The 23578-nt window shown below is 62.7% G+C and carries 22 protein-coding genes; 5 read left to right on the forward strand and 17 right to left on the reverse strand.

Annotated elements, in window-relative coordinates:
• Nucleotides 1-6: 6 nt before the first annotated feature.
• The 9 genes from LW136_RS10365 to ccoN (LW136_RS10405) all read right to left on the reverse strand — a co-directional run bounded on the left by LW136_RS10365 (nucleotide 7) and on the right by ccoN (LW136_RS10405) (nucleotide 8661).
• Nucleotides 7-507: a FixH family protein gene (locus tag LW136_RS10365; RefSeq protein ID WP_014820511.1), complete on the reverse strand. Its 501-nt coding sequence runs from the start codon at nucleotides 505-507 to the stop codon at nucleotides 7-9.
• Between the two features lie 12 nt (nucleotides 508-519).
• Entirely contained in the window at nucleotides 520-1932 is a 1413-nt protein-coding gene (ccoG, locus tag LW136_RS10370; protein ID WP_234175136.1) for a cytochrome c oxidase accessory protein CcoG, read from the reverse strand.
• Nucleotides 1933-2067: 135 nt separating this feature from the next.
• The gene (gene ccoP, locus LW136_RS10375; protein WP_023446314.1) at nucleotides 2068-2985 is read right to left on the reverse strand and encodes a cytochrome-c oxidase, cbb3-type subunit III; all 918 of its coding nucleotides are present in this window, start codon (nucleotides 2983-2985) and stop codon (nucleotides 2068-2070) included.
• Nucleotides 2986-3171 (reverse strand): CcoQ/FixQ family Cbb3-type cytochrome c oxidase assembly chaperone, encoded by a 186-nt coding sequence (locus LW136_RS10380; protein ID WP_003301805.1) that lies wholly within the window; start codon nucleotides 3169-3171, stop codon nucleotides 2986-2988.
• A gap of 6 nt (nucleotides 3172-3177) precedes the next feature.
• The gene (gene ccoO, locus LW136_RS10385; RefSeq protein ID WP_041014125.1) at nucleotides 3178-3789 is read right to left on the reverse strand and encodes a cytochrome-c oxidase, cbb3-type subunit II; all 612 of its coding nucleotides are present in this window, start codon (nucleotides 3787-3789) and stop codon (nucleotides 3178-3180) included.
• Nucleotides 3790-3800: 11 nt separating this feature from the next.
• Nucleotides 3801-5228: a cytochrome-c oxidase, cbb3-type subunit I gene (gene ccoN, locus LW136_RS10390; protein ID WP_003301808.1), complete on the reverse strand. Its 1428-nt coding sequence runs from the start codon at nucleotides 5226-5228 to the stop codon at nucleotides 3801-3803.
• 353 nt (nucleotides 5229-5581) lie between these two features.
• Nucleotides 5582-6517 (reverse strand): cytochrome-c oxidase, cbb3-type subunit III, encoded by a 936-nt coding sequence (gene ccoP, locus LW136_RS10395; RefSeq protein ID WP_003301809.1) that lies wholly within the window; start codon nucleotides 6515-6517, stop codon nucleotides 5582-5584.
• Between the two features lie 94 nt (nucleotides 6518-6611).
• Entirely contained in the window at nucleotides 6612-7223 is a 612-nt protein-coding gene (gene ccoO, locus LW136_RS10400; protein WP_044316406.1) for a cytochrome-c oxidase, cbb3-type subunit II, read from the reverse strand.
• 13 nt (nucleotides 7224-7236) lie between these two features.
• A complete protein-coding gene (ccoN, locus tag LW136_RS10405; protein WP_003301812.1) occupies nucleotides 7237-8661 on the reverse strand; it encodes a cytochrome-c oxidase, cbb3-type subunit I in 1425 nt (474 codons plus the stop codon).
• A 63-nt stretch (nucleotides 8662-8724) separates the two neighbouring features.
• On the opposite strand from ccoN (LW136_RS10405), the gene LW136_RS10410 reads away from it, so the two are divergent.
• Nucleotides 8725-9417: an alpha/beta family hydrolase gene (locus LW136_RS10410; protein WP_234175137.1), complete on the forward strand. Its 693-nt coding sequence runs from the start codon at nucleotides 8725-8727 to the stop codon at nucleotides 9415-9417.
• 44 nt (nucleotides 9418-9461) lie between these two features.
• Here the strand turns inward: LW136_RS10410 and LW136_RS10415 are convergent, their stop codons facing one another.
• Both LW136_RS10415 and acnA read right to left on the reverse strand, forming a co-directional pair.
• Nucleotides 9462-11030, reverse strand: a complete 1569-nt coding sequence (locus LW136_RS10415; protein WP_234175138.1) for a methyl-accepting chemotaxis protein — start codon at nucleotides 11028-11030, stop codon at nucleotides 9462-9464.
• A gap of 341 nt (nucleotides 11031-11371) precedes the next feature.
• Nucleotides 11372-14047 carry an aconitate hydratase AcnA gene (gene acnA / locus LW136_RS10420; protein ID WP_234175139.1) on the reverse strand — a complete coding sequence of 892 codons (2676 nt, stop codon included), beginning with the start codon at nucleotides 14045-14047 and terminating at the stop codon, nucleotides 11372-11374.
• A 164-nt stretch (nucleotides 14048-14211) separates the two neighbouring features.
• Between acnA and rlmM the strand changes: the two genes are divergently transcribed.
• Together rlmM and tusA are read left to right on the forward strand one after the other, a co-directional pair.
• Entirely contained in the window at nucleotides 14212-15261 is a 1050-nt protein-coding gene (gene rlmM, locus LW136_RS10425; RefSeq protein ID WP_234175140.1) for a 23S rRNA (cytidine(2498)-2'-O)-methyltransferase RlmM, read from the forward strand.
• A 65-nt stretch (nucleotides 15262-15326) separates the two neighbouring features.
• Entirely contained in the window at nucleotides 15327-15578 is a 252-nt protein-coding gene (gene tusA, locus LW136_RS10430) for a sulfurtransferase TusA (RefSeq protein ID WP_014820499.1), read from the forward strand.
• Between the two features lie 29 nt (nucleotides 15579-15607).
• On the opposite strand, the gene LW136_RS10435 is transcribed toward tusA, so the two are convergent.
• Genes LW136_RS10435 through coxB form a run of 4 tightly spaced genes read right to left on the reverse strand, consistent with a single transcriptional unit; the run spans nucleotide 15608 to nucleotide 20221 of the window.
• Nucleotides 15608-16435: a cytochrome c oxidase assembly protein gene (locus LW136_RS10435; RefSeq protein ID WP_234175251.1), complete on the reverse strand. Its 828-nt coding sequence runs from the start codon at nucleotides 16433-16435 to the stop codon at nucleotides 15608-15610.
• Nucleotides 16436-16446: 11 nt separating this feature from the next.
• Complete coding sequence (locus LW136_RS10440) at nucleotides 16447-16806, reverse strand: hypothetical protein (RefSeq protein ID WP_041014116.1); 360 nt, start codon at nucleotides 16804-16806, stop codon at nucleotides 16447-16449.
• Nucleotides 16806-19334 carry a cytochrome c oxidase subunit I gene (ctaD, locus tag LW136_RS10445; RefSeq protein ID WP_102831583.1) on the reverse strand — a complete coding sequence of 843 codons (2529 nt, stop codon included), beginning with the start codon at nucleotides 19332-19334 and terminating at the stop codon, nucleotides 16806-16808. Before ctaD ends, LW136_RS10440 begins: the two co-directional genes overlap by 1 nt.
• Nucleotides 19331-20221, reverse strand: a complete 891-nt coding sequence (gene coxB / locus LW136_RS10450) for a cytochrome c oxidase subunit II (RefSeq protein ID WP_125898482.1) — start codon at nucleotides 20219-20221, stop codon at nucleotides 19331-19333. Before coxB ends, ctaD begins: the two co-directional genes overlap by 4 nt.
• Before the next feature lie 147 nt (nucleotides 20222-20368).
• On the opposite strand from coxB, the gene LW136_RS10455 reads away from it, so the two are divergent.
• Nucleotides 20369-20845 carry a DUF2231 domain-containing protein gene (locus tag LW136_RS10455; RefSeq protein ID WP_125898481.1) on the forward strand — a complete coding sequence of 159 codons (477 nt, stop codon included), beginning with the start codon at nucleotides 20369-20371 and terminating at the stop codon, nucleotides 20843-20845.
• A 121-nt stretch (nucleotides 20846-20966) separates the two neighbouring features.
• On the opposite strand, the gene LW136_RS10460 is transcribed toward LW136_RS10455, so the two are convergent.
• Both LW136_RS10460 and LW136_RS10465 read right to left on the reverse strand, forming a co-directional pair.
• Nucleotides 20967-21380 (reverse strand): CopD family protein, encoded by a 414-nt coding sequence (locus LW136_RS10460; RefSeq protein WP_003285474.1) that lies wholly within the window; start codon nucleotides 21378-21380, stop codon nucleotides 20967-20969.
• Nucleotides 21381-21501: 121 nt separating this feature from the next.
• Nucleotides 21502-22353 carry an ion transporter gene (locus LW136_RS10465; RefSeq protein WP_234175141.1) on the reverse strand — a complete coding sequence of 284 codons (852 nt, stop codon included), beginning with the start codon at nucleotides 22351-22353 and terminating at the stop codon, nucleotides 21502-21504.
• A gap of 189 nt (nucleotides 22354-22542) precedes the next feature.
• Here LW136_RS10465 and moaA point away from each other — a divergent pair, with 189 nt between their 5' ends.
• Nucleotides 22543-23538: a GTP 3',8-cyclase MoaA gene (gene moaA, locus LW136_RS10470; protein WP_234175142.1), complete on the forward strand. Its 996-nt coding sequence runs from the start codon at nucleotides 22543-22545 to the stop codon at nucleotides 23536-23538.
• Nucleotides 23539-23578 lie beyond the last annotated feature (40 nt).

A 23578-nucleotide genomic window follows, 5' to 3' on the forward strand; every position in this document is an offset into this window, starting at 1 on the left:
AGCGGCTCAAGGCTTCAGTTCGAGGGCGCGGCCGGTTTCGATGGTTTTTTCCCCGTACAGGCGCCAGTCCTGATCACCTTCGCGACCGAGTAGCTCGATGAAGCGGCGGCCACTGATCGATTCCTGCATCTGGCCCTGATAGATGCCTTCACCCTGCGGCTGCAGGATGATGCGACGGTCGCGCTCGGGTTGGGTCGGAGAGATCAGGTTAAGCACCAGTTGTTGCGGGCGGCTTGCGCCGCTCAGCTGCACTTCGGCCAGGCCGCGTTCATCATTGAGGGCGATGCGTGCCTGCATCTCCAGGCGCTCTGCCAGTTTCTCGCGCTCCAGCGACTGGTTGATGCCCTTGCCGGCGTCGTAATAGTTGTCCGCGACCAGGGTGTCGGCATTCTTGATCGCCAACGTCAGCAGGGACAGACCCAGCACCACAGAGCTCAGCAGGATGGCGATGACAAACCAGGCCCAGAACTGGGTGTACCAACGCGTTTGTTCGTTATCAGAGCGCATGCATTACCTTACTTAGCGGATGCTCGGGCCGATGAAACGGCTGTCTGCATCGTCGTTTATCGAGTCGTCGTCTACCGAGCGAATGTGGAAGACGATTTCATTAGTGCTCGAGGGCAGCTTCTCGGCGGCGATGGACAACTCGACCGGGATCGTGACGAGCTCGCCGCCCTCGGCGCGGATCTCGCTACGGCCTTCGTAGACCAGACCGTCGAGGCCGGTCGCTTCGATCACGAAGGTCTGTTCTTGCTGAGCCTTGTTCATCACCTTGAGGGTGTAGACGTTCTCGATATTGCCCTGCTCGTTCTCGCGGTAGAGCACGCGATCCTTGAGCACGTCGAGTTTTACCAGCGGGCGATCATACACGGCGTAGGAGAACAGCCCCATCATGGCCAGGAGCGCGACGGCGTAACCGATCAGGCGCGGGCGCAGCAGATGAGTCTTCTGCCCGGACAGGTTGTGTTCGGTGGTGTAGCTGATCAGCCCGCGCGGGTAGTTCATCTTGTCCATGATGGCGTCGCAGGCGTCGATACAGGCCGCGCAGCCGATGCATTCGATCTGCAGGCCGTCGCGGATGTCGATCCCGGTCGGGCAGACCTGTACGCACATGGTGCAGTCGATGCAGTCGCCGAGGCCCATGGCCTTGTAGTCGGCGTCTTTCTTGCGCGGTCCACGCTTCTCGCCGCGCCGCGGGTCGTAGGAAACGATAAGGGTGTCTTTGTCGAACATCACGCTCTGGAAGCGCGCGTAGGGACACATGTAGATGCACACCTGCTCACGCAGATAGCCGGCATTGCCGTAGGTGGCGAGCGTGAAGAAGGCCACCCAGAACAGGGCCCAGCCGCCAACCTGCAGGGTGAGCAGGTCAGGTACCAGTTCGCGGATGGGGGTGAAGTACCCGACGAAGGTGACTCCCGTCGCGAACGACACGGCGAGCCAGATGCCGTGCTTGCCCAGCTTGCGGATGAACTTGTTGCCGCTCATGGGCGCCTTGTCCAGCTTCATGCGCTGGTTGCGGTCACCCTCGGTGACCTTCTCGGCCCACATGAAAACCCAGGTGAACACGCTCTGCGGGCAGGTATAGCCACACCAGACGCGTCCGGCGAACACGGTGATGAAGAACAGGCCGAAGGCACAGATGATCAGCAGCCATGACAACAGCATGAAGTCCTGAGGCCAGAAGGTTGCCCCGAAGACGTGGAATTTGCGCTCCGGAAGATCCCACCAGACAGCCTGTCGGCCGTTCCAGTTGATCCACGCGGTGCCGAAATAAAGGATGAAGAGAACCGCTCCGCCGACGCGGCGGACATTGCGAAACAGGCCGGAGAAGGCTCGGGTGTAGATTTTTTCACGCGCGGCGTAGAGGTCTGCCGACGCTCCTGCCTTGGACGGGGGGGTTACATCACGAACGGGGATCTGCTCAGTCATCGAGTACGTACCACGGCGGAAGGTGGGTGTCCCGGCCGATACGTGCCAACCGGGATCATTTTTCTGTCCAGCTGCGAATGGTACGCCCGGAGTGTCGGGGTCGGGTGCGACAGGTCGTCACCCCGACCCTCTGTATCACTGCTCCGGCTGCTGCGACAGGCTGTAAACGTAAGCCGCCAGCAAGTGCACCTTGTCGTTGCCAAGGATTGCTTCCTGGGCCGGCATGCGGCCATTGCGACCGTAGCGAAGGGTCTGCTGGATCTGAGCGAAGCTCGAACCATACAGCCAGACATTGTCGGTCAGGTTCGGCGCGCCCATGGCTGCAACGCCCTTGGCTTCCGGTCCATGGCAGACTACACAGTTGGTCGCGAAGATTTTTTGACCCTGCTCAATGTCGACGCTGATACCCTCTGGGGTATCACGACCGGACAGGCTGCGCACATAGCCGGCAACGTTGCGGATGCCTTCTTCGCCGATCACGTCCCGCCAGGCCGGCATCGCCGCCTGGCGGCCGTGCAGGATTGTGGTCTTGATGGTTTCCGGCTCGCCGCCCCACAGCCAATCATTGTCGGTCAGGTTCGGGAAGCCGTAGGCGCCCTTGGCATCGGAGCCGTGGCAGACCGAGCAGTTGGAGGCGAACAGGCGACCGCCCATCTTCAACGCCTGAGCATCCTTGGCGACTTCCTCTACAGGCATGGCGGCGTACTTGGCGAAAAGCGGACCGTACTGCTCGTCCGCCTTGTCCATCTCGCGCTGCCATTCCTTGACCTGAGTCCAGCCACCTTCATAGCCCGGCAGGATGCCTTTCCAGTTGCCCAGGCCGGGGTACAGCACCAGGTAGCCGAGGGCGAAGATGACGGTGCCGACGAACAGCATGAACCACCAGCGCGGCAGCGGGTTATCGTATTCCTCAATACCGTCATAGGAATGGCCAACGGTTTCTTCAGTGCTGTCAGGGCGTTGGCCCTTGCGAGTTGCCAGTAGCAGCCAGACCAGCGCGGCAATGGTGCCGAGGCTCAGCAGGGTGACGTACCAACTCCAAAACGAGGTCATTTATTTCTTACTCCTGGAAGCTTCTTCATCACGCTTCTTGGCGTCGGTCTCGTCGTCCGCGAAGGGCAGGTTGGCGGCTTCGTCGAAGCTATTCTTGCGTTTGCTGCTGTAAGCCCAGAGCACCACGCCGATAAAGGCGACGAATACCAGAATTGTGCCCAAGCCGCGAAGAGTCCCGATTTCCATCATGCGTTACCGTTTGTTGGTGAGTGCAGTGCCGAGTACTTGCAGGTAAGCCACCATGGCGTCCATTTCGGTCTTGCCACGGACGGCATCCTTGGCGCCGGCGATGTCTTCTTCGGTGTACGGCACGCCGAGAGTGCGCAGTGCCGACATCTTCTTGGCGGTGTCCTTGCCGTCGAGGGTGTTCTCGACCAGCCACGGGTAGGACGGCATCTTCGACTCGGGCACTACGTTGCGCGGGTTGTACAGGTGCGCGCGGTGCCAGTCATCGGAGTAGCGGCCACCGACACGGGCCAGGTCCGGACCGGTACGCTTGGAGCCCCACAGGAACGGATGGTCATAGACGCTTTCGCCGGCGACCGAGTAGTGGCCGTAACGCTCGGTTTCAGCGCGGAACGGACGCACCATCTGCGAGTGGCAGCCGACGCAGCCTTCGCGGATGTACAGGTCGCGGCCTTCCAGCTGCAGCGCGGTGTAGGGCTTCATGCCTTCGACCGGCTCGTTGACGGCGTCCTGGAAGAACAGCGGGACGATCTGGGTCAGACCACCGATGCTCACCGCCAGGATCATGAACAGGGTCAGCAGACCAATGTTCTTTTCGAGTACTTCGTGATTCTTCATCTATCCGTTCCTCAAGCGATCTGCGCAGCAGCGTCGTACTGAGCTGCTTTGGCGGCACGCACAGTGCGCCAGGTGTTGTAGGCCATCAGCAGCATGCCGGCGAGGAAGAAGGCACCGCCCAAGGCACGGACGATGAAGCCGGGGTGGCTGGCTTCCAGTGCCTCGACGAAGGAGTAGGTCAGCGTGCCGTCTTCGTTGATTGCGCGCCACATCAGACCCTGGGTGATGCCGTTGACCCACATCGAGGCGATGTAGAGCACGGTGCCGATGGTGGCCAGCCAGAAGTGCGCATTGATCAGGCCGATGCTGTGCATCTGCTCGCGACCGAACACTTTCGGGATCAGGTGGTACATGGAGCCGATGGTGATCATCGCAACCCAGCCGAGGGCGCCGGCGTGAACGTGGCCGATGGTCCAGTCGGTGTAGTGCGAGAGGGCGTTGACGGTCTTGATGGCCATCATCGGACCTTCGAAGGTCGACATGCCGTAGAACGCCAGCGATACCACCAGGAAGCGCAGGATCGGATCGGTGCGCAGCTTATGCCAGGCGCCCGAGAGGGTCATCATGCCGTTGATCATGCCGCCCCAGCTCGGAGCCAGCAGGATGATCGACATCACCATGCCCAGGCTTTGTGCCCAGTCCGGCAGCGCGGTGTAGTGCAGGTGGTGCGGACCGGCCCAGATATAAAGGGTGATCAGCGCCCAGAAGTGAACGATCGACAGGCGATAGGAATACACCGGGCGCTCGGCCTGCTTCGGCACGAAGTAATACATCATGCCCAGGAAGCCGGTGGTCAGGAAGAAGCCCACGGCGTTGTGGCCGTACCACCATTGCACCATCGCGTCGGTCGCACCCGAATAGATCGAGTAGGACTTGAACCAGGACACCGGGATTTCCAGGTTGTTGACGATGTGCAGCATCGCCGTAACCAGGATGAACGCGCCGAAGAACCAGTTGCCCACATAGATGTGCTTGGCCTTGCGCTTCATGATCGTGCCGAAGAACACGCCGATGTACGACACCCACACCAGCGTGATCAGGATGTCGATCGGCCACTCCAGTTCCGCGTATTCCTTGGAGCTGGTGAAGCCCTGTGGAAGCGTGATGACTGCAAGCACGATCACAGCCTGCCAACCCCAGAAGGTGAAGGCCGCGAGTCCGTCGGAGAACAGACGCGCCTGGCAAGTGCGCTGAACCACGTAATAGGACGTGGCAAACAGTGCGCAACCACCGAATGCGAAGATCACCGCGTTTGTGTGCAATGGTCGTAGACGGCCGAAGCTCGTCCACGGCAGGTCGAAGTTGAGCGAGGGCCACACCAACTGCGCGGCGATCAAAACACCCAGGCCCATCCCGATGATTCCCCATACCACCGTCATGATGGCGAATTGGCGAACCACCTTATAGTTATAAGCAGTCTCACTTATTGCTGTGCTCATGCAAGGCTTCCACGCTAATGGCATTTTCGAAGGCAAAAACGGCGGCAAGTATGGAGAAAGCATGGGGGCAATGCAAACGACGCCCGGGCTCTCTTGGCTGGCCAAAACCCTGGTTTAAAGCGTTTTCCATGCGCTGCGCAGGGATTTTTCGCACCAGGCCGGTGCGCGAGAAATACCGAGTTTCGCCTTATGGTTCTAGGTGGTGCGGCGAGTCGGAAGCAAAGCTTAGAAGTGCGTAAGCGGGCGGGGAAGGTCTTCGGTCGGCTGATGATGCGACAGATGGTCGCAGCGCGACAGGAGTTGCCTGAGGACAAGGCGGGAAGGGCGGTACGAGTGTACCGCCCTTTTACGAGTTACTGCTTGGCGAGTTGTTCAGGTTTCTGCGACAAGCTGTAAACGTAGGCGGCGAGCAGGTGAACCTTGTCGTCGCCCAGGTACTGCTGCTGGGCAGGCATCTGGCCGTTGCGGCCGTGGCGGATGGTCTGCTGCAGTTGGCCGAGGCTCGAGCCGTAGATCCAGCCGGAAGCATGCTGAAGATTCGGCGCACCCAGTGCCGCCATACCTTCGCCGCCCTGGCCGTGGCAAACGGCGCAGGTCTGTGCGTAGACCTCCTTGCCTTTGCCCAGATCAGCATCGGTGCCTTCCGGCAGCGGCAGGCCAGCGAGTTCCTTGCGGACGAAGGCTGCAACGTTCTTCACGCCTTCTTCGCCGATGGCCTGACCCCAGGCCGGCATCGCCGCGATACGGCCGTTCAGAATGGTGGTCTTGATCGAGGCTGCATCACCACCCCAGCGCCATTCGCTGTCGGCCAGATTCGGGAAGCCCAGGGAACCCTTGGCATCGGAACCATGGCAGATGGCGCAGTAGTTGGCGAACAGGCGAGCACCCATCTTCACGGCTTGCTCATCCTGGGCGACTTCTTCCACCGACATGGCCGCATACTTGGCGAAGATCGGACCGTATTTCTCGTCAGCTTGAGCGACCTCGCGCTCCCATTGCTTCTCCTGGGTCCAGCCACCCTCGTAGCCTGGCAGAACGCCTTTCCAGTTACCCAGGCCCGGGTAGAGCACCAGGTAAAGGATGCCGAACACCAGCGTGCCGATGAACAGCAGGAACCACCAGCGCGGCAGCGGGTTGTCGTATTCCTCGATGCCGTCGAAGGCATGACCCATCGTTTGATCCGTGGTGCCGGCCGACTCGCCCTTGCGGGTGGCGAAGATCAGCCAGAACAGAGCGACGATGGTGCCCAGCGTCAGCAGGGCGATGTATCCACTCCAGAAAGTGCTCATGTGCTACTCCTGGACAGCCCGAGCAACTCTGGCTGTCCGCGATTGAAGTCCCTGACGGCTGCGAAGCCAGCCGTCATTTTTCTTGGCTGTGCGATTAGCGCTTGTTGGTCAGAGCCGTGCCGAGCACCTGAAGATAGGCCACCATGGCGTCCATCTCGGTCTTGCCATTGACGGAGTCGCGAGCGCCAGCGATGTCCTCTTCGGTGTACGGCACACCGAGGGTGCGCAGTGCCGACATCTTCTTGGCGGTGTCCTTGCCGTCGAGGGTGTTCTCGACCAGCCACGGGTAGGACGGCATCTTCGACTCGGGCACTACGTTGCGCGGGTTGTACAGGTGCGCGCGGTGCCAGTCATCGGAGTAGCGGCCACCGACACGGGCCAGGTCCGGACCGGTACGCTTGGAACCCCAGAGGAACGGATGGTCGTAGACGCTTTCGCCGGCGACCGAGTAGTGGCCGTAACGCTCGGTTTCAGCGCGGAACGGACGGATCATCTGCGAATGGCAGCCGACGCAGCCTTCACGGATATACAGATCGCGGCCTTCCAGTTGCAGCGCGGTGTATGGCTTCATGCCTTCGACCGGCTCGTTGACTGCGTCCTGGAAGAACAGCGGGACGATCTGGGTCAGGCCGCCGATGCTCACCGCCAGGATCATGAACAGGGTCAACAGACCGACGTTCTTTTCTAGTTTCTCGTGCGATTTCATTTACCTAGGCTCCTCAGGCGATCTGCGCGGCAGCGTCGTACTCGGCGGGCTTGGCAGCCTGCACGGTGCGCCAGGTGTTGTAGGCCATCACCAGCATGCCGGCGAAGAAGATCGCACCACCGATCATCCGCACCACGAAACCGGGGTGGCTGGCTTCCAGTGCTTCGACGAAGGAGTAGGTCAGCGTGCCGTCGTCGTTGATCGCGCGCCACATCAGACCTTGGGCGATACCGTTGACCCACATCGAGGCGATGTAGAGCACGGTGCCGATGGTGGCCAGCCAGAAGTGGGTGTTGATCAGCCCGATGCTGTGCATCTGAGCGCGGCCGAAGACCTTCGGGATCAGGTGATACAGCGCGCCGATGGACACCATGGCCACCCAGCCGAGGGCGCCGGCGTGTACGTGGCCGATGGTCCAGTCGGTGTAGTGGGAGAGGGCGTTGACGGTCTTGATCGCCATCATCGGGCCTTCGAAGGTCGACATGCCGTAGAACGCCAGCGAAACTACCAGGAAACGCAGGATCGGGTCGCTACGCAGTTTGTGCCAGGCACCCGAGAGAGTCATCATGCCGTTGATCATGCCGCCCCAGCTCGGAGCCAGCAGAATCAGCGACATCACCATGCCCAGGCTCTGTGCCCAATCCGGCAGGGCGGTGTAGTGCAGGTGGTGCGGGCCGGCCCAGATGTAGACGGTGATCAGCGCCCAGAAGTGGACGATCGACAGGCGATAGGAATACACCGGACGCTCGGCCTGCTTCGGCACGAAGTAGTACATGATCCCGAGGAAGCCGGCGGTGAGGAAGAAACCCACGGCGTTGTGGCCGTACCACCACTGCACCATCGCATCGGTCGCACCGGCATACAGCGAGTAGGATTTCATCGCGCTGACCGGGATTTCCAGATTGTTGACGATGTGCAGGATTGCCACGGTCAGGATGAAGGCGCCGAAGAACCAGTTACCGACATAGATATGCTTGACCTTGCGCGTCGCCAGCGTACCGAAGAAGACGATCGCGTAGGCCACCCAGACGATGGTGATCAGGATGTCGATCGGCCACTCCAGTTCCGCGTATTCCTTGGAGCTGGTGAAGCCCAGCGGCAGGGAGATCGCGGCGAGCAGGATGACCAGCTGCCAGCCCCAGAAGGTGAACGCGGCCAACTTCGGCGCGAACAGTGTGGTCTGACAGGTACGCTGTACCGAGTAGTAGGACGTTGCGAACAGAGCACAGCCGCCGAAGGCGAAGATCACCGCGTTGGTGTGCAATGGACGTAGACGACCGAAACTGGTCCAGGGGAGGTCAAGGTTCAGAAATGGCCAGGCCAATTGTGCTGCGATGAAAACGCCGAGCCCCATCCCGACGATTCCCCACACCACCGTCATGATGGCGAATTGGCGGACCACCTTGTAACTGTAGGCGGTACTGGTTGCTGTGTTCATGTATGGGCTTCCATCCACGGGTAATGAGCAGTTTTTTTCTTTCTAATAGAAAGCGGGGCAAGGATGGGGAAAGGGCAATCTGCCGGTATTGACACGGATCAATACACACAAAGTGACAAAGGGCATCTCGTCAGGTGGAACCAGCCGTCTGGCGGCGCCTGGGTGAGCCTGATCCTGGCGCATGGTGCAGGCGCACCGATGGACAGCCCGTTCATGGAACAAATGGCTGTGCGCCTTGCTGCGCGCGGGATAGCGGTTTGCCGATTCGAGTTTGCCTACATGGCAACGCGACGTGCCGGAGCAGGCAAGCGGCCGCCCAGTCCACAGGCTCAATTGTTGGCCCAATGGCGTGAAGTCCATGCCCTGGTGCGACAGCAGGCCACAGGACCGCTGGCCATCGGTGGCAAGTCGATGGGGGGGCGAATGGCCAGTTTGCTGGCCGATGAGTTGGGCGCGGACGCGTTGGTCTGCCTGGGTTATCCGTTCTATGCCGCCGGCAAGCCGGAAAAGCCTCGGGTGGCGCATCTCGCCACGCTGCAGACACCGACCCTGGTTGTCCAAGGTGAGCGCGACGCCTTGGGTGATCATGAAACGGTGGCACAGTACGCGCTATCCCCGGCGATTGCGCTGCACTGGCTGGCCGCCGCCGATCACGATCTCAAACCGCTGAAACGCTCGGGCCTGAGCCACGACCAGCACCTCGACAGCGCTGCCGATGCGATTGCCGCGTTTCTCCAGGGCGTGATCTCGCACTGAGCGCTGCCTGCAGCCGGATCGAGCGATGCCGGCTGCGGCTTTTCCTAGCGGTTGAAGCGCTCGACTAGGGCGTACTGCCCTTGCGCCGTGGCGGCGAGGTCCTCGCTGAGCAGCGCAGAGCTGCGCGCGTCACCGGTAGTCTGTTCGGCCAGCTGGGCGATGGTGCTGACGTTGTTGCTGATCTCGTCGGCCACCGCGCTCTGCTGCTCCGTCGCGGACGCGATCTGCGTGGTCATGTCGATGATATTGCCCATCGCCTCATTGATCCCGCTGAGGGCCTGATCGGCCTGGATCACCTGATCGACGCCGCGCGTCGCATGCACTCGGCCATCCTCGGTGGTCTGCACGGCGTGGCGCGCCTGCGACTGAAGCTTCTCGATCAGTTGGTGGATCTCACCCGTGGCACTGGCCGTTCGTTGGGCAAGCTGGCGGACTTCGTCGGCGACTACCGCGAAGCCGCGACCACTTTCACCGGCACGCGCAGCCTCGATCGCGGCGTTGAGTGCCAGCAGGTTGGTCTGGTCGGCGATGCTCTTGATCACATCGACCACGCTGCCGATCGCCTCGCTGTCGTTGGCCAGTTGGTTGACCGCCTCGCCCGTCTTGGCGACGGACTCGGATAGCTGCTGAATGGCCTTGCGTGTCTCGGCAGTGACCGCACGGCCCTGATCGGTGAGGCGGCTGGCCTCTCGGGTCGCGTCGGCGGCCAGCGCTACGTTGCCGGCGACCTCCTGCGTCGTCGCGGCCATCTCGTTGATCGCCGTTGCGACCTGCTCGGTTTCCTGATGCTGCTGCATCAGGCCATTGGCGCAGTTCTGTGCCAGCGAGTCGGCCTGTTTGGCTTGGCCCTGCAACTGCACGGCCATGTCCTGCAAGCGCGTGAGGCAGGTCTTCAGGTGCGCATGCTGACTGAGCATCGCCATTTCCAGCTGGGCTTCGACGCCGCTGCTGTCGGTATACATACGCGCGATGAGTGGGTCACTGGTGCTCTCGCTCGCCAGCTGCAACAGGCGCTTTATGCCACGTTGCTGCCAGTGCAGCGCGACCAGGCCGAACGGTACGGCCAGCAGCGCGGCGGCGATGAACCCCAATGCATGATCGAAGCTGGCCCCGACCAGAAACCCGATCTGGCTGATGACCAGAAATGGTAGCCATTTGCTCAATACGGGCAGCCAGGTGTTGCGGCGGGGCACGCCGGACTTGCCGGAATTGATGCGCGCATACAGGGCTTCGGCTCGCTGAACCTGTTCGCGGGTCGGTTTGGTACGCACCGACTCATAGCCTGTTACCTGGCGCTGCTGATCGAAAATGGGCGTGACGTAGGCGTTGACCCAATAATGGTCGCCGGTCTTGCGCCGGTTCTTGACGATGCCCATCCACGGCTTGCCCTGCTTGAGGGTCGTCCACATGTGGTCGAACACGGCCGGCGGCACATCCGGATGGCGCACCAGGTTATGCGGCGCGCGAATCAGTTCGTCACGTGCGAAGCCGCTGACCTCGGCAAATATGTCGTTGCAGTAGGTGATCTGGCCTTTGAGGTCGGTGGTCGAGATGAGGCGTTGCTGGTCAGGAAACGCGTATTCGCGCTGAGTTACGGGTTGATTGTTACGCATCGACTATCACGCCTGGCAGAGGAATCGTAGGGTGTCGCACCCGACCTTATGTTTTTCTAATGGGTCAGGCTGACCAGTTGGTCGGCCGGAGAGGGGCGTTCTTGAGCGAAAGCTGATCCGTGGATCAGCTTCTCCTGCGCACAGGCGACCAGCGGCAGCCATGGCTTAATGGTTCTGTAACGGGTTTTGGGCATTGTCGGTGCGTGTCCGGTGCTTCGCGATGCGAAGCGAACTCAGGGAGCCGGGCAGCGGGCAGGGACGTCAGGGCAGCTGGAAACCAATCGCCGAAGGACCGGCGGACGCCGATGCGAAAGGAATCGCATCGGCGTTTCCGGTTTCGATCAGCTCCCGATCAGCTGGCGCAGCACGTAGTGCAGAATCCCGCCAGCCTTGAAGTACTGCACCTCGTTGAGCGTATCGATGCGGCTCAGCACCTGGAACGAGTCACGCGAACCATCGGCGCGCTCCACATCCACGGTCAGCATCTGGCGCGGCGCGATATCGGCGCCTAGACCGCGGATCGACAACTTCTCCGTACCGTTCAGGCCCAGCGACTGGCGCGTCTGATCATCGACGAACTGCAACGCCAGCACGCCCATACCGATCAGGTTGGAGCGATGGATACGCTCGAAGCTCTCTGCGATGACCGCCTTGACACCCAGCAGATTGGTGCCCTTGGCCGCCCAGTCGCGGCTGGAGCCAGTGCCATACTCCTTGCCGGCGACCACTACCAGTGGGACGCCTTCGGCCTGGTAACGCATGGCTGCATCATAGATCGAAAGCTTCTCGCCACTCGGCTGATGGAGTGTGTTGCCGCCTTCCTCCCCGCCAAGCATCTCGTTCTTGATGCGGATATTGGCGAAGGTGCCGCGCATCATCACCTCGTGGTTGCCGCGGCGGGAGCCATAGGAGTTGAAGTCTTCCGGCGCCACGCCTAGCGACTGCAAATAGGTGCCAGCCGGTGAGCTGGCCTTGATATTGCCAGCAGGGGAAATGTGGTCGGTGGTGATCGAGTCGCCGAACAAGGCCAGCACGCGAGCGTTCTCTACGTCCGTCGGTGGAGTCGGTGGCTGGCCGATATCCTCGAAGTAGGGCGGGTTCTGCACATAGCTGGAGCCAGCGTCCCACGCGTAGGTATCTCCGGCGCTGACTGGAATCTTCTGCCAGTGCTCGTCACCGCTGAACACGTCGGCGTAACGGCTGCGGAACATTTCGCCATCGATGCTCGCCACCGCTTCGGCGATCTCGGCACTGCTCGGCCAGATGTCCTTCAGGTACACCGGCTGGTTCTGCGCGTCATAGCCCAGCGGTTCGCGGTCCATGTCGATGCGTGTGGTGCCGGCCAGTGCAAAGGCGACCACCAGCGGCGGTGAGGCCAGCCAGTTGGCCTTGACCAACGGATGTACGCGCCCTTCGAAGTTACGGTTGCCGGACAGTACGGAAGAAACGATTAGATCGTTATCTGTGATCGCCTGGCCGATGGCATCCGGCAGCGGCCCGGAGTTGCCGATGCAGGTGGTGCAGCCGTAGCCCACCAGGTTGAAGCCGAGTTCGTCGAGATAGCGGGTCAGGCCGGCGCGCTCGAGGTAGTCGGTCACCACCTTCGAGCCCGGCGCCAGAGAGGTTTTGACCCAGGGTTGGCGTTGCAGGCCGCGCTCGATGGCCTTCTTGGCGACCAGGCCGGCGGCCATCAGCACGTTCGGGTTCGAGGTATTGGTGCAGGAGGTGATGGCAGCGATCACCACCGCGCCGTGCTTGAGCTGGAACTGTTCACCAGCGACCGCAAAATCGGTATCAGCCTGTTGCTGGCGCCCGCTGGTCTCCAGCAGCAGATCGAAGTTCGCGCCGATATCGCCGAGGGTCACACGGTCCTGCGGACGTTTCGGTCCGGCCACGGAGGGGCGTACCTGACTGAGATCGAGTTCCAGCGTGGCGGTGAACTCCGGGTCGGGCGAGTTGGTGTCGCGCCACATGCCCTGCGCCTTGCTGTAGGCCTCGACCAGCGCGATGCGCTCTTCATTGCGGCCTGTCAGGCGCAGGTAATCGATGGTCACCTGGTCGACCGGGAAGAAGCCGCACGTGGCGCCATATTCCGGGGCCATGTTGCCGATGGTGGCGCGGTCGGCCAGCGGCAGGTGATCCAGGCCGGGGCCGAAGAACTCGACGAACTTTCCGACCACGCCGTGCTTGCGCAGCATCTGCGTTACGGTCAGCACCAGGTCGGTGGCGGTGACACCCTCGTTGAGCTTGCCGGTCAGGCGGAAGCCGATCACTTCAGGGATCAGCATCGACACCGGCTGGCCGAGCATTGCCGCCTCGGCCTCGATACCACCAACGCCCCAGCCAAGCACACCGAGGCCATTGATCATGGTGGTGTGCGAGTCGGTGCCGACCAGGGTGTCCGGATAGGCATAGGTTTCGCCGTTCTCTTCACGGGTCCAGACCACCTGGCCGAGGTATTCCAGATTCACCTGGTGGCAGATGCCGGTGCCCGGTGGCACCACGGCGAAGTTGTCGAATGCCTGCTGGCCCCAGCGCAGGAACTCGTAGCGCTCGCCGTTGCGCTGCATCTCGATCGCGACGTTCTGCTCGAATGCCTGATCGTTGCCGAAACGGTCGACCATCACCGAGTGGTCGATGACCAGGTCCACCGGCGACAGCGGATTGATCTTCTGCGGATCGCCGCCGGCCTTGGCCACGGCGTCGCGCATGGCTGCAAGATCGACGACTGCCGGGACGCCGGTGAAGTCCTGCATCAGTACGCGGGCAGGGCGGTACTGGATCTCCATCGTGGAGCTGCGCGTGTCCAGCCAGCGCACCAGGGATTTCAGGTCGTCGGCGCGCACCGTCTGGTTGTCTTCCCAGCGCAGCAGATTCTCCAGCAGCACCTTCAGTGACGTGGGCAGGCGGCTGATATCGCCGAGTTGGGCGGCTGCGTCGGGCAGGCTGTAGTAGTGGTAGGTCTTGCCGGCAACTTCGAGGCTGCGGCGGCAATTCAGGCTATCCAGGGAAGGCATTCCTCATCTCCTTGTGCCCACACGGTAAGGGCTGGCTGATGAACGAGCGGTGAAACCCATGGGGCTTCGCTACTGCACTGGACCGGGTCATGCAGGCGAGGGTTCCCGTGGTCGGCTATGATGCGCGGCTTTGGCGCTGGCCCGACCGCTGACAGGATTCGAACATGAACACATTGCTGCTGCATTGCCGCCCCGGTTTCGAGGGCGAGGTATGCGCGGAAATCAGCGAGCACGCCGCCGTCCTGGAAGTGGCCGGCTACGCCAAGGCGCGGCCCGAGAGTGCCTGTGCGGAATTCATCTGCAGCGAAAGCGGCGGCGCCGAGCGGCTGATGCGAAAGCTGCGTTTCGCCGAACTGATCTTTCCGCGGCAATGGGCGCGCGGCGAGTACCTGCAACTTCCTGAAACGGATCGTATCAGCGTATTGCTGGAGTACCTGGCGGCTTATCCAGTCTGCAGTGGCTTGTGGCTGGAAGTGCTGGACACCAACGATGGCAAGGAACTTTCCAACTTCTGCCGCAAGTTCGAGGCGCCACTGCGCAAGGCGCTGATCAAGGCCGGCCGCCTCGACGAGCATGGCAACGGCCCGCGACTGTTGTTGACCTTCAAGAGCGGTCGCGAAGTATTCGTCGGCATCGCCGAGGCGAACAACAGCGCGCTGTGGCCGATGGGCATCCCGCGCCTGAAGTTTCCGCGCCAGGCACCCAGCCGCTCGACGCTCAAGCTGGAGGAGGCCTGGCACCATTTCATCCCGCGTGAGCAGTGGGATACGCGGCTGGCGGCGGGCATGACCGGCGTCGATCTCGGCGCGGCGCCGGGCGGCTGGACCTGGCAGCTGGTCAACCGGCATATCAAGGTCAGCGCGGTGGACAACGGGCCGATGAACGCCGACCTGATGGATTCCGGGCTGGTGGAACATTTTCGCGCCGACGGCTTTACCTTCCGCCCGAAAAGGCCGGTGGACTGGATGGTCTGCGACATCGTCGAGAAGCCGGCGCGCAATGCTGCGCTGCTGGAAACCTGGATCGGCGAGGGCCTGTGCCGCGAGGCGGTGGTGAACCTCAAGCTGCCGATGAAGCAGCGCTATGCCGAGGTCAAGCGGCTGCTGGAGCGCATCGCCGATGGCCTGGCCGCGCGCGGCGTCAAGGCCAGCATCGGCTGCAAGCAGCTGTACCACGACCGCGAAGAGGTGACCTGCCACCTGCGGCGTCTCTGATCAGCCAGCGGATGACCCGCCTGCGCGCATGCGTAACAATGCACGCCAGTTTTCCGGAGCCCAAGATGACCCAATCAGCTGAAATGTCCGTCGATGCCGTGCTCGATGCCAGCGGCCTGAACTGCCCCGAGCCGGTGATGATGCTGCACAACAAGGTGCGCGATCTGGCCGGTGGTGCGCTGCTCAAGGTGATCGCGACCGATCCCTCGACCCAGCGAGATATTCCGAAGTTCTGCATCTTTCTTGGCCATGACCTGGTCGAGCAGCAGGAAGCGGCTGGCACCTACCTCTACTGGATTCGCAAGAAGAGTGAGTGAGCGACGCGGCTGCAGGCTCGTTCGCAGCCTCAGCCCAGCTCCTCCCGGGCAGCACCCGTTTGCTGGCGCCGCCACATGCGGGTCAGCCAGCGCCAGGCGATCCAGCCGCCACCGATCAGATAGATAAGCCCACCGGGTACCCACATGATCAGGCCGGCGAGTTGCTGGTCGTCCACCGAGCGACCTTCGCCATAGAACGAGACGGTGCCGAAGGTGAGCAGGGCGCCCAACAGGCCGGTGTGCATCAGCGTAAGCAACACGGCCATCAACGCCTGGGGCACCTGCTTCGGATTGGCGCGCAGCACCGACCACCAGAACAGCCAGCCGGTGAACAGAAAGCACGCATGTTCGAAGGCGTGCCACCAGAGGTTGTCCAGCGCCAGCACATAGAGCTTCGGCGTGTGCCAGATCCAGATGATCGCACCATGCAGCAGCGCCAGCAGCGTGGGGTAGCGGCCGGCGCGCAGAATGCCGGTCCACAGCGGCTGGGCAAAGCGGCCGGTGACGCCGCGCCATTGCGGCAGCGGCCGGGCCAGCGCCCACAGCGGCGCGATCACGATGATGAACAGCATGTGCTGGGTCATGTGCCAGCTGGTGCTGCTTTCCGCCCAGTCGTCGATGGGGCCGAAAACCGAGAACACCGCCAGCAGCATGGCGCTGTGAAAGCAGAGGGCCTCGCTCCGCCGCGGCGGTACCTTGCGGGCGCCCAGCACATAGAGCAGCCAGGCGGCCGCGACCAGCACCGCCGTGAGCAGCAATGGCGCGCGGTCCAGCAGGTGGGCATCGAAAAGGCCATGGGCCTGCGCCGATACCGGCAGGAAGATGGCGGTCAAGGCTGCAGCGGCTGCCCAGTGCATCGGCGGCCGGATTACAGGCATGGCGGAATCTGCAGCAGCGGAATGCCGACGAACAGGGTGGCCAGCGCGGCAATGAAGTGAATACCGGCAGCCAGCTTGGTGACGAACTGCTGCCGCTCGTTCAGCTCATGCGGTGGTCGCGACAGGCGCCAGAAGTAACGCGCCAGCCAGAACAGTAGTGCAAGGGTAAGCAGGGTCAGCACGCCGAGGCTGCCGTTCAGCCAGTTCCACACCCCGTCCGCGGGGTCCGGTGGGCTTACCTTGCAGATCACCGCCTGGCCACCGTACATCGCGACAAACCACAGGCTCCAGATGATCAGGCCGATCGGGATCTGCACCGGGTGAAAGGGCGACGTGCGTGCATAGGCCATCAGGCACCTCCCCAGGTCGCCGGGAACAACACGATCGCCGCATAGCTGACCCACAGCACACCCAGGTTGTAGTACCAGAGCTGTTCGACCACGATGGGCTCGTATGGCGCTTTGTCGCCCACATAACCGAGGGCTACCCGCCACGCCTGCAGTCCGGTCAGCACGGCTGCCAGCGTGCAGTGAATCAGGTTGTACGCCAGCATCACGAAGATCACCGCATCGTGGGCGGTTTCGGTCGGCGCCAGGCCGGCCGACAGCATCAGCCAGAGCAGCAGCGCCGATTGAACGAAGGCGACGATCGCCAACACGGCAAGTTGCCCCATCAGCCCGTGATGCATACCGGCGCGCAGACGCTTGATCAGCTGGTGCAGCCAGAGCGTGCCGGCAGTCAGTAACACGGTGCTGGCCAGCATCAGCCAACCGTTCAGGTCGCTGTCCGGCACCTGCCATTGCGGCGACACGGTCCACAGGTAGAACCAGCCGAACAGCAGCGAAAGGTACAGCGCGCCATTGGCCAGCAGCGTCACGCCCATGCCCCACAGGCCCGGGCCGTCGAACGTACGCGAGTGCAGCGGTGGCTCGCCCGGTTGGGTATGGGCGTCCGGCGCGGCAGCAGGATGGGCGCCGTTTTCCCAAGACCAGCGCAGCAGCACGATCAGCGTTGCCACGGTGGCGATGATGGCGAGGATGTAGGCCTTGTTCAGCAGGCTCAGGCAGAGCACTGCAAGGAACACCGAGGCAATGAACGGCAGCCAGCTGTTGCCAGGCAAATGAATGATCTCGCGGACCTTGCCCGTCAGCGGATCACTGCCCCAGGTCTCCCGTCGACCGTGGTCGATCACCGTCAGCGCATGTTCGCCGCGGGCGATGCTGTCGGGCAGGTCCGGGTCTTTCCACAGCGGATGACGGTCCGTCACATCGGGCAGGCTGACGAAGTTGTACGCGCTGGGCGGCAGGCTGGTGGCCCACTCGAGGGTATCGGCTTTCCAGGGATTCTTCGGTGCCGGGATGCCGAAGCGGAAATGCAGGATGATGTCCAGCAGGATGGTGGCGACACCCACGGCCATGATGAAGCTGCCGATCGACGACACCAGGTTGGGCATGTCCCAGCCGAGGCCGGTGTCATAGGTGTAGACGCGCCGTGGCATGCCGATCAGGCCCGTCCAGTGCATGATCATGAAGGTCACGTTGAAGCCGATGAAGAACAGCCAGAAGCCCCAGCGGCCGAGCTTTTCCGAGGGCATGCGCCCGGAGAAGTGCGGCAGCCAGTAGTACAGACCGGCCATCAGCGGGAACAACATGCCGCCCACCAGTACGTAGTGCATGTGCGCGACGACGAAATGGGTGTCGTGTACCTGCCAGTCGAACGGCACCAGCGCCAGCATTACCCCGGTCAGGCCGCCGGCGACGAAGACGATCAGAAAGCCCACCAGCCAGAGCATTGGCACTCTGTACACCGGCTTGCCGAGCCAGAGCGTCGCCAGCCAGGCGAAAATCTGCACGCCGGTGGGGATTGCCACCAGCATGCTCGCGGCCGAGAAGAACGCCGTGGCCAGCTGCGGGATGCCCACCGTGAACATGTGGTGTACCCATAGTCCGAAGCTGATGAAGCCGGTGGTCAGTACGCCCAGCACGACCCAGCGGTAGCCCACCAGCGGGCGCTGGCAGAACACTGGAATCAGCGTGGAGACGATGCCGGCGCCGGGCAGGAAGATGATGTACACCTCCGGGTGACCGAACAGCCAGAACAGGTGCTGCCAGAGCACCGGATCGCCACCGCGGGCGACATCGAAGAACGGCATGCCGGCCGCGCGTTCCAGTTCCAGCAGGATGGAGCCGAGGATCAGCGGCGGAAAGCCGACCACGATCATCATCGCCATCACCAGGATGTACCAGGCGTACAGCGGCATCTTGTGCAGCGCCATGCCGTTGGTGCGGGTGCGCAGGATCGATACCACCAGTTCGACACCGGCGGATACCGCGGAAATCTCGACGAAGGTGATGCCCAGCAGCCAGAAATCCGAGTTCACCCCAGGGGTATGTGCCGAGCTGGACAGCGGCGTGTACATGAACCAGCCGGCCTTGGGCGCGACGTCGAGAAAGATGCTCGACAGCAGGATCAGCCCGCCGAACAGGTAGCAGTAGTAGCCCAGGGCGGAAAGGCGCGGGAAAACCAGGTCGCGGGCACCGATCATCTTCGGGATCAGGTAGACCGCCAACCCCTCCATCATCGGCACCGCGAAGAGGAACATCATCACCGTGCCGTGCATGGTGAAGACCTGGTTGTAGACGTCCGGCTCCATCAGCTCGTAGCCGGGGAGGGCGAGCTGGGTGCGGATCAGCATCGCCAGCAGGCCGCCGACGAGGAAGAAGAAGGCTCCGGTGACCAGAAAGCGCAGACCGATGCTGGTGTGGTTGACGATGGTCAGCGCACGCCAACCACGGGGGTTGCCCCAGACCTCGTTGAACTGGTCCTGCAACTGGTCGAGATCGGTAGCGGGCGCGCCGCTCTTCGGGGTCGGTGTCATGGAGCGAGTGTCTCCAGCCAGTCGGCAAGCTGGCCGAGGGTTTCTTCGGGAATGTCGTCGTGCCGCGGCATGGCGTTGCCGTGCTTGAGGCTCTGGTGATCGCTCAGCCAGCGGCGCAGGCCGTCCGCATCGTTGGCGATCACGCCGGCGCCGAGGGTCGGACGGGTGGCGAGATCGCTCAGGTCCGGTGCGCGATTGCCCTCGCTGACGCCCGTGACGCGGTGGCATTGCCCGCAGCGCTCAGCGAAGACGCGACCGGCATCGCCGCTGGGTGGCTGGTGCTGCAGCTCACGGCGGGCCTCGATCCAGCTGGCAAAAGCGTCAGCTTCCAGCGCCTCTACGTGCAGAATCATGTGCGCATGCTGACTGCCGCAGAACTCCGAGCATTGCCCGCGGAAAATTCCGCTCTGCGAGGCCTGCACGCGCAGGGTGTTGGTCCGGCCGGGAACCATGTCCAGCTTGCCACCCAGGCGTGGCACCCAGAACGAGTGGATCACGTCCGCGCTGGTGACCTCGACGTCCACCGGGCGATCGACCGGCAGGATGAACTGGTTGGCTGTCACCACGCCGCTTTCCGGGTAGCGCACCTCCCACCACCATTGGTGGCCGATGACCTGGATGCGCAGCGGTTGCTCGCCTTCGACCGGCAATGGCAGCATGCCGCGCCCGGTGGGAATGCCGAACGCCAGCAGGGCGATGATGGTGACGGTGGGCAGGATCAGGCCGCCGCCGATGATCCAGCGACGATTGATCCGTTTGGCTTCTTCGGCGGTGTGCGTTCGCGGGCGGCGCAGCATCGCGTAGATCCACAGCGCGCTCACTACCAGCAGCACCACCACGGAAAAGCCGAACATCGCCCACCAGACGTTCGCCACGTCGCGGGCCATCGGGCCGGCAGGTGAAAGCGCCGATTGCGGACCGTCGCAGGCCGCGAGTAAAGGAACTGCCAGCGCCAGCGTGGTCCATTTGAAAGGGTTGCCGCCTCGTCTCGACCACCGGGCGGCCCGTTTCACTTCAGTGCCTGGGAGGGCCGGATGGCCACAGAACGCGAGTCGATCAACAGCAACGCCGCCATTGCCGGCCATCCGCTGCACCCGATGATGATTCACTTCCCCGTCGCGGCGTTGATCGGCCTGGTGCCGGCGGATCTCGCCTACCTGTGGACGCTTGACGAATTCTGGTGGCGCGCTGGCCTCTGGCTTTCCGGTGTGGGTGCCATCGGCGGCTGGTTCGCCAGTGTCGCCGGCGTGATTGATCTGGTCACCGTGCAGCAGATTCGCCGCAAGGTGACCGCGTGGTGCCATGCGATCCTGGCGGTGATGATGCTTTCCCTGGCCTCGCTGAACTGGCTGTTGCGCTACCAGGGCATGGATCGCGGTGACGGCGACGCCATGTGGGGTCTCTACCTGTCGCTGCTGACCGCCGTGCTGATCTCGCTGGCGGCCTTTCTCGGCGGGCGCCTGGTCTACGAGCACGCGGTTGGTGTGGACATTGAAGGTGATGGGCCGTAAGCGCGAGTCGCAACGGATCGAGTCGTCTCCTGGCGACCTGCCAGGCTGCGCCGCGCAATGGCGCTGAGGGTATACGAATCGGGCCGGAGAGTCGGTCATGCGAGGCGGTCGTTCCTTGAGGTCAGAAGGGCTTGGCCAGCACCAGCCACAGAGTCAGGGCGATCAGCACGGGCACCATCACGCCCAGGGTGATGCACTGGTATGTGACGCCACGCTCCGGCTCGCGTTCGATGCGCAGGACTAGAACGCCGCACAGCGCATGACAGAGCGCCATCGCCGTCACTACCGTGAGCTTCATGATCAGCCAGCCTGCCAGCGTTCCGTCGCGCAGGAACAGCGCCGTGCCGGAGCCGATCGCCAGCAGCGCAGCCGGGGTGCTGATGAGGGTAAAGACCATGCGGGTGAGGTGTGCATGGTCACGGTAGAAGAGCTGATCGCTACGCTTGGTACCCGCCGCGATAAGCGCCGGAAGATAAAGCAGCGAGCCGCACCAGCAGAGCAGGGCAGCGAAGTGCAGCAGTTTGAGCAAGGGCATGCCGGTCTCCATCCTGCCTGACGCGAGTCAGAGGATGTGACAGCCCTGCTTAAGGGCAGTTCGTCATGCCGTTGGTGATGCAGTGGGGCGGCAACCCAGCCCGCGCGATGGTTGGCTCGCCTCAGTCGCGTGCCTCGCCTTCGCGCCGCTCGAACAGCTGGCTGCCGCAGCGGCTGCAGAAGGCCGCATTGGGCTCGTGGGTGAGCTTGTCGCAGGTCGGGCAGCTGTGGCGCAGGCTGTCCTGGCGCATGGCGTTGGCCAGTTCAGCGGTGAAGATGCCGGTCGGCACGGCGATGATCGAATAACCGGTGATCATCACCACCGTCGCCAGCGCCTTGCCCAGCGGGGTATGCGGGACGATGTCGCCGAAGCCGACCGTGGTCAGCGTGACCACCGCCCAGTAGATGCTCATCGGGATGCTGGTGAAGCCATTGGACGGGCCTTCGATGACGTACATCAGCGTGCCGTAAACGATGATCAGCGTGGTGACGCTGAGCAGGAAGACGATGATCTTCTGCCGGCTGCCCTGCAGCGCCACCAGCAGGAAGTTCGCCTGGCTCAGGTAGGGCGTGAGCTTGAGTACACGGAAAATTCGCAGCATGCGGACGATGCGTACAACCAGCAGGTACTGCGCATCGGGTAACAGCAGGGCGATGAAAGCCGGCAACACCGAGAGCAGGTCCACCGCACCGTAGAAGCTGAAGATGTATTTGCGTGGCTCGGGATGCGTGTAGATGCGCACCAGGTATTCCAGGGCAAATATCGCGGTAAACCCCCACTCCAGAGCGGTCAGCAGCTCGCCGTGGCGCTCGTTGAAGGCGGCGACGCTGTCGAACATCACCACGATCAGGCTGGCGAAGATGACCACCAGCAGCCAGGTGTCGAAACGTTTGCCCGCCGGGGTATTGGTGAAAAAAATGATGGTGTATAGGCGCTCTCGCCAGCCCATCGCTTTCAGGGAGTCGTTATCCATTCGCCGTGGTCTCTCGCATGGGTTGCAGGTCGAGCGGTCGCCTGCCAAAGCGGCTCATTAAAGCATTGCGACCATGAGGCTGCATGCCCGGCAGTGGCGCAGGTCGCTCGCCGTTGGTAACGTCGCTTTGCCTGATTCGCGCTTAGCGCATAGTCTGAATACAGGCGCAGCCAGCAGTTGGAGAGTTCCATGCCCGATTCCCAGTTGGTCGACCCGTTCGGCCGGCGCATCACCTACCTGAGGTTATCGGTAACCGATCGCTGCGATTTTCGCTGCACCTACTGCATGAGCGAAGACATGGTCTTCGCTCCCCGCGCGCAGATACTTACCCTCGAAGAGCTCTATGCCGTGGCCGATGCCTTCATCAGTCTCGGTGTCAAACGCATTCGCGTGACCGGCGGTGAGCCGTTGGTGCGCAAGGGTCTGACCGGCCTGCTGGCGCAACTGGGCGCGCGCAGCGAGCTCGAAGACCTGGCCATCACCACCAACGGTTCACAGCTGCCAAGTCTGGCGCCGGCGCTGCGTGATGCTGGGGTGAAGCGCCTGAACATCAGCCTCGACTCGCTCAAGCGCGACCGCTTCGCCGAACTGACCCGCCGTGACCGCCTCGATCAGGTGCTGGCAGGCATCGAGGCGGCACGCGCTGTTGGCTTCAAGCGGATCAAGCTCAACAGCGTGGTGCAGAAGGGGCGCAACGACGACGAGATTCTCGATCTGGTGGAGTTCGCCATCGAGCGCGGCCTCGATATCAGCTTCATCGAGGAGATGCCGCTGGGCAGCGTGTCCAGTCATCAGCGCCAGATCACCTTCTGCTCGAGCGACGAAGTGCGCGAACGGATCGAGGCGCGGCACACCCTGGTGCGCAGCAGTCACGCTACCGGCGGCCCGTCGCGTTACTGGCAGGTAGCGGGCAGCGAAACACAGGTCGGCTTCATTTCGCCCCACAGCAACAACTTCTGCGGCAGTTGCAACCGCGTCCGCGTGACTGCCGAAGGCAAGCTGGTGCTATGCCTCGGCCATGAGGGTGCGCTGGATCTGAAAAGCCTGATGCGCCGGCATCCGGGCGATGGCGAGCGCCTGCGCAATGCGCTGGTAGACGCACTGCAACTCAAGCCGGAGAAACATCACTTCCGCACTGATGAGCAGGTTCAGGTGGTGCGCTTCATGAGCATGACGGGCGGCTGACGAATCGTCTTTCCAGCCCGAGCGCCGCTTGCAGTTCCGA

The organism is Stutzerimonas kunmingensis, from assembly GCF_021432085.1.
In the GTDB taxonomy this organism is placed as follows: Bacteria; Pseudomonadota; Gammaproteobacteria; order Pseudomonadales; family Pseudomonadaceae; genus Stutzerimonas.

Bases quoted from the DNA above. Each gene is read 5' to 3' on its own strand.
- LW136_RS10365 (WP_014820511.1), bottom strand. From the start codon at position 507: ATGCGCTCTGATAACGAACAAACGCGTTGGTACACCCAGTTCTGGGCC.
- ccoG (WP_234175136.1), bottom strand. From the start codon at position 1,932: ATGACTGAGCAGATCCCCGTTCGTGATGTAACCCCCCCGTCCAAGGCA.
- ccoP (WP_023446314.1), bottom strand. From the start codon at position 2,985: ATGACCTCGTTTTGGAGTTGGTACGTCACCCTGCTGAGCCTCGGCACC.
- LW136_RS10380 (WP_003301805.1), bottom strand. From the start codon at position 3,171: ATGGAAATCGGGACTCTTCGCGGCTTGGGCACAATTCTGGTATTCGTC.
- ccoO (WP_041014125.1), bottom strand. From the start codon at position 3,789: ATGAAGAATCACGAAGTACTCGAAAAGAACATTGGTCTGCTGACCCTG.
- ccoN (WP_003301808.1), bottom strand. From the start codon at position 5,228: ATGAGCACAGCAATAAGTGAGACTGCTTATAACTATAAGGTGGTTCGC.
- ccoP (WP_003301809.1), bottom strand. From the start codon at position 6,517: ATGAGCACTTTCTGGAGTGGATACATCGCCCTGCTGACGCTGGGCACC.
- ccoO (WP_044316406.1), bottom strand. From the start codon at position 7,223: ATGAAATCGCACGAGAAACTAGAAAAGAACGTCGGTCTGTTGACCCTG.
- ccoN (WP_003301812.1), bottom strand. From the start codon at position 8,661: ATGAACACAGCAACCAGTACCGCCTACAGTTACAAGGTGGTCCGCCAA.
- LW136_RS10410 (WP_234175137.1), top strand. From the start codon at position 8,725: ATGGGGAAAGGGCAATCTGCCGGTATTGACACGGATCAATACACACAA.
- LW136_RS10415 (WP_234175138.1), bottom strand. From the start codon at position 11,030: ATGCGTAACAATCAACCCGTAACTCAGCGCGAATACGCGTTTCCTGAC.
- acnA (WP_234175139.1), bottom strand. From the start codon at position 14,047: ATGCCTTCCCTGGATAGCCTGAATTGCCGCCGCAGCCTCGAAGTTGCC.
- rlmM (WP_234175140.1), top strand. From the start codon at position 14,212: ATGAACACATTGCTGCTGCATTGCCGCCCCGGTTTCGAGGGCGAGGTA.
- tusA (WP_014820499.1), top strand. From the start codon at position 15,327: ATGACCCAATCAGCTGAAATGTCCGTCGATGCCGTGCTCGATGCCAGC.
- LW136_RS10435 (WP_234175251.1), bottom strand. From the start codon at position 16,435: ATGCACTGGGCAGCCGCTGCAGCCTTGACCGCCATCTTCCTGCCGGTA.
- LW136_RS10440 (WP_041014116.1), bottom strand. From the start codon at position 16,806: ATGGCCTATGCACGCACGTCGCCCTTTCACCCGGTGCAGATCCCGATC.
- ctaD (WP_102831583.1), bottom strand. From the start codon at position 19,334: ATGACACCGACCCCGAAGAGCGGCGCGCCCGCTACCGATCTCGACCAG.
- coxB (WP_125898482.1), bottom strand. From the start codon at position 20,221: ATGGCCCGCGACGTGGCGAACGTCTGGTGGGCGATGTTCGGCTTTTCC.
- LW136_RS10455 (WP_125898481.1), top strand. From the start codon at position 20,369: ATGGCCACAGAACGCGAGTCGATCAACAGCAACGCCGCCATTGCCGGC.
- LW136_RS10460 (WP_003285474.1), bottom strand. From the start codon at position 21,380: ATGCCCTTGCTCAAACTGCTGCACTTCGCTGCCCTGCTCTGCTGGTGC.
- LW136_RS10465 (WP_234175141.1), bottom strand. From the start codon at position 22,353: ATGGATAACGACTCCCTGAAAGCGATGGGCTGGCGAGAGCGCCTATAC.
- moaA (WP_234175142.1), top strand. From the start codon at position 22,543: ATGCCCGATTCCCAGTTGGTCGACCCGTTCGGCCGGCGCATCACCTAC.